Consider the following 2943-nt stretch of genomic DNA (forward strand, 5'->3'; position numbering starts at 1 on the left):
AACGCCGCCATCGAGGCGGCGCGGGCCGGTGAGCAGGGACGCGGCTTTGCGGTGGTCGCCGACGAGGTGCGCAAGCTGGCGGAGCGGACGGCCCAGTCGACCCAGGAGATCTCAAGGACGGTGGAGGCTATCCAGCAAGGGTCCGAGGCCACGGTGGCCAGAATGGTCCTGGTGGAGGAGAAGGTGGCGCAAGGGGTGGCCATGGCGACGGAAAGCGGGGCCATCATCACCCAGATCCGCCAGGCCTCCCATCGCGTCATGGATCAGGTCGGCGAGATCACCCTGGCCATCCGCGAGCAGACCTCGGCGGCGGAATCCATCGCCCTTCAGGTCGAGCAGATAGCCCAGGTGGTGCAGCAGACCAGCAGCACGGCGGAGGAGACCTCCGCCGCCGCAGAGGAGCTGAACGTGACCACGGAGAATATCCACCAGCAGATCTCCCGCTATCGCATCCAGTGATGCGCGGATCGGTTGTTCTCTCCCCGCCATGCCCATGGCGGGGATTTTTTTATGTCAGAACCCCGAACCGGGCTGTTGCAGGAAGGCGGCCTCTTCCTCCGTGCTCGCCCTGCCCAGGATGGCGTTGCGGTGGGGGAAGCGGCCAAAGCGCTCGACGATCACCTGGTGGCGCCGGGCAAAGTCGGCAAAGCCTTCGAAGGTGGCCCGGGCCGGGCCTGTGGCCTGCTCGTCGGCCAGGGCCTCGAACAGGGCGACGCTTCTGGCCTGCTGCTCTCTGGACTCCGCGTGCTCGAGGGGCAGATAGAAGAAGACCCGGGCCAGCGGCGAGAGCCCCTTGTCGACCCCGAGGGTGAGCCCCTTGAGGCACAGCGCCCTGGCCTTGTCGTCCTGGGCGAAGGCGGCGGGGGTGTGGCGGTGAAGGTTTCGCGGCAGCTGGTCCAGCAGCAGGATGAGGGCCAGGCGCCCTGCGGGATCGTCCTCCCAATGGGCGAGCTCGCCCGCTGCGGCACGGGCCGCCAGTTCGCCGAAGCGTGAGGCCAGCAGGGCATCGGTCTCGCTGCTCTTGCCCCACCAGAGGGGGGCCTGACGGGCGGCACGGGGGGCGTCGTCTGCGTCATCGCCAAACCAGAAGTCGAGCAGAGGTTGCCAGGGTTGCATGGGAACTCCTTGGGCCGGTGGCCGTGAGGTGAAAACGGAGCAGGGGATCTGCCATGGGGGGCTGCCGCCGTGGCGGCTTCCCGTTACACTGTGCCATCTTTTGCCCCAAAGGGTGATCCCCGGATGGGCCCGTGGTCCCCTGACCCCCTCATCACCCTGACCGGGGCAGCCCGGATGTGTCCCACTCAATAGAAGGAATGCCAGATATGGCCGGAGCCAGTTTGTTGACCCTGCTCGATGATATTGCCAGCGTGCTCGATGATGTCGCCCTGATGACCAAGGTGGCGGCGAAGAAGACGGCCGGGGTGCTGGGGGACGATCTCGCCCTCAATGCAGAACAGGTCTCCGGGGTGCGGGCCGAGCGTGAGCTGCCGGTGGTGTGGGCGGTGGCCAAGGGATCGTTTCGCAACAAGCTCATTCTGGTGCCTGCCGCCATCGCCATCAGTGCTCTTATCCCCTGGCTCATCACCCCGCTCCTGATGCTGGGGGGGGCCTACCTCTGTTTCGAGGGGGCGGAGAAGCTGGTCCACAAGTTCCTGCCCCACGAGGAGGAGGCTCATCAGGCGGCGCCGGTGCCCGAGGATCTGGCGGCCTATGAGCGCCAGAAGGTGAAGGGGGCCATTCGCACCGATTTCATCCTCTCGGCGGAGATCATCGTCATCGCCCTCGGTACCGTGCAGGGGTCGAGCCTGGGCCTGCAGATCGCCGTGGTAGCGGGCATCGCCCTGCTGATGACCGTCGGGGTCTATGGCCTGGTGGGGCTCATCGTCAAGCTCGACGACATCGGTCTGCACCTGCTGCAAAAGCCCGATGGCGGCGCCGTGCGCCGGGCGGTGGGGCAGGGGCTGCTGGTGACGGCGCCCCGCCTGATGCACCTGCTTGCCCTGGTGGGCACCATCGCCATGTTCATGGTCGGCGGCGGCATTCTGGTCCATGGCTGGCCCTTCCTCCATCACCTTATCGAAGGGACGGCGGGTACGGTGGCCGCCCTGCCCGGGGTCGGCGGGGTACTGGCCGTGGTGACGCCCACCCTGCTGAGCGCCCTGGCCGGCGTGGTGGCAGGGCTGGTGCTGGTGGTGGCCATGACCCTGGTGAGCAAGCTTCAGCCCGCCAAATAGGTCGCTTGTCGGGGGAGGGCCGACAGGGGCCGTCGCACCCGGGGGCGCTCTTCTGCTGGTTGCCTCGAATGGGGGCTAGGCAAGTGCCTGGCCCCCTTCGTACTATCCGGTTTCACCCGCCCGCAGAGGCGGGGTGACCCGATATGGACGCAAACAGACAAGGACAACCATGAAACCACCCGTTTGGCGAGATGATCACATCTATGCCGCCCCCGACGATCCTGCCATCGAGGCCGCCTTCCAGGAGGCTGCCCGCGCCCTTACCCGGCTTGACGCCCTCCTGGCGGACCTGCCGGATCCCGCCCATCCCGTTGCGGATGCCAATGCCCTGCGCCACCTGCTGCGGGCCATCCGCCGCGAGGCCAACGGGGTGAAGAGCCTGGCCTGGAACAGTCAGGTCTATGGTTACAACCGGCTGAGCCAGAACGGGCGCGACGAGGAGGCCCGGGTACTGCTCTCCCGGGGCCAGCAGCTGGAGGCGACCCTGGCCCAGCGCAGCAAGCCGGTGGACCTGTTCTGGGTTCGCGCCCCCGAGTCACTGGTGCGCACCCTGCTGCAAGACCCCGAACTCTTCGAGCTGGCCTACCAGATCCATCACGACAGAGCGCTGCAGGATCAGTGGCTTTCGCTCGAGAGCGAGCAGCTCATCGAGGGGTTGGCGGTGGACGGCCTGCAGGGGTGGGGGGATCTCTACGACAACCTGGTGGGG

General features: G+C 67.2%; 3 protein-coding genes and 1 pseudogene. 3 read left to right on the forward strand and 1 reads right to left on the reverse strand.

Translation table 11 applies throughout. From position 1 onward, the window contains the following. Positions 1-459, forward strand: a 459-nt coding sequence (locus tag BN1120_RS17225) for a methyl-accepting chemotaxis protein (RefSeq protein ID WP_042017229.1), incomplete at its 5' end; no start/stop codon positions are given. Positions 460-513: 54 nt separating this feature from the next. Here the strand turns inward: BN1120_RS17225 and BN1120_RS17230 are convergent. Next, the gene (locus BN1120_RS17230; RefSeq protein WP_042017230.1) at positions 514-1116 is read right to left on the reverse strand and encodes a DUF924 family protein; all 603 of its coding nucleotides are present in this window, start codon (positions 1114-1116) and stop codon (positions 514-516) included. A gap of 206 nt (positions 1117-1322) precedes the next feature. Here BN1120_RS17230 and BN1120_RS17235 point away from each other — a divergent pair, with 206 nt between their 5' ends. Both BN1120_RS17235 and BN1120_RS17240 read left to right on the forward strand, forming a co-directional pair. Further along, the gene (locus tag BN1120_RS17235; RefSeq protein WP_039038966.1) at positions 1323-2234 is read left to right on the forward strand and encodes a DUF808 domain-containing protein; all 912 of its coding nucleotides are present in this window, start codon (positions 1323-1325) and stop codon (positions 2232-2234) included. 169 nt (positions 2235-2403) lie between these two features. Then, a pseudogene (locus BN1120_RS17240) lies at positions 2404-2943 on the forward strand (peptidase M3); the annotation flags it as partial.

Source organism: Aeromonas caviae (genome assembly GCF_000819785.1).
Lineage (GTDB): Bacteria > Pseudomonadota > Gammaproteobacteria > Enterobacterales > Aeromonadaceae > Aeromonas > Aeromonas caviae.

Bases quoted from the DNA above. Each gene is read 5' to 3' on its own strand.
- BN1120_RS17230 (WP_042017230.1), bottom strand. From the start codon at position 1,116: ATGCAACCCTGGCAACCTCTGCTCGACTTCTGGTTTGGCGATGACGCA.
- BN1120_RS17235 (WP_039038966.1), top strand. From the start codon at position 1,323: ATGGCCGGAGCCAGTTTGTTGACCCTGCTCGATGATATTGCCAGCGTG.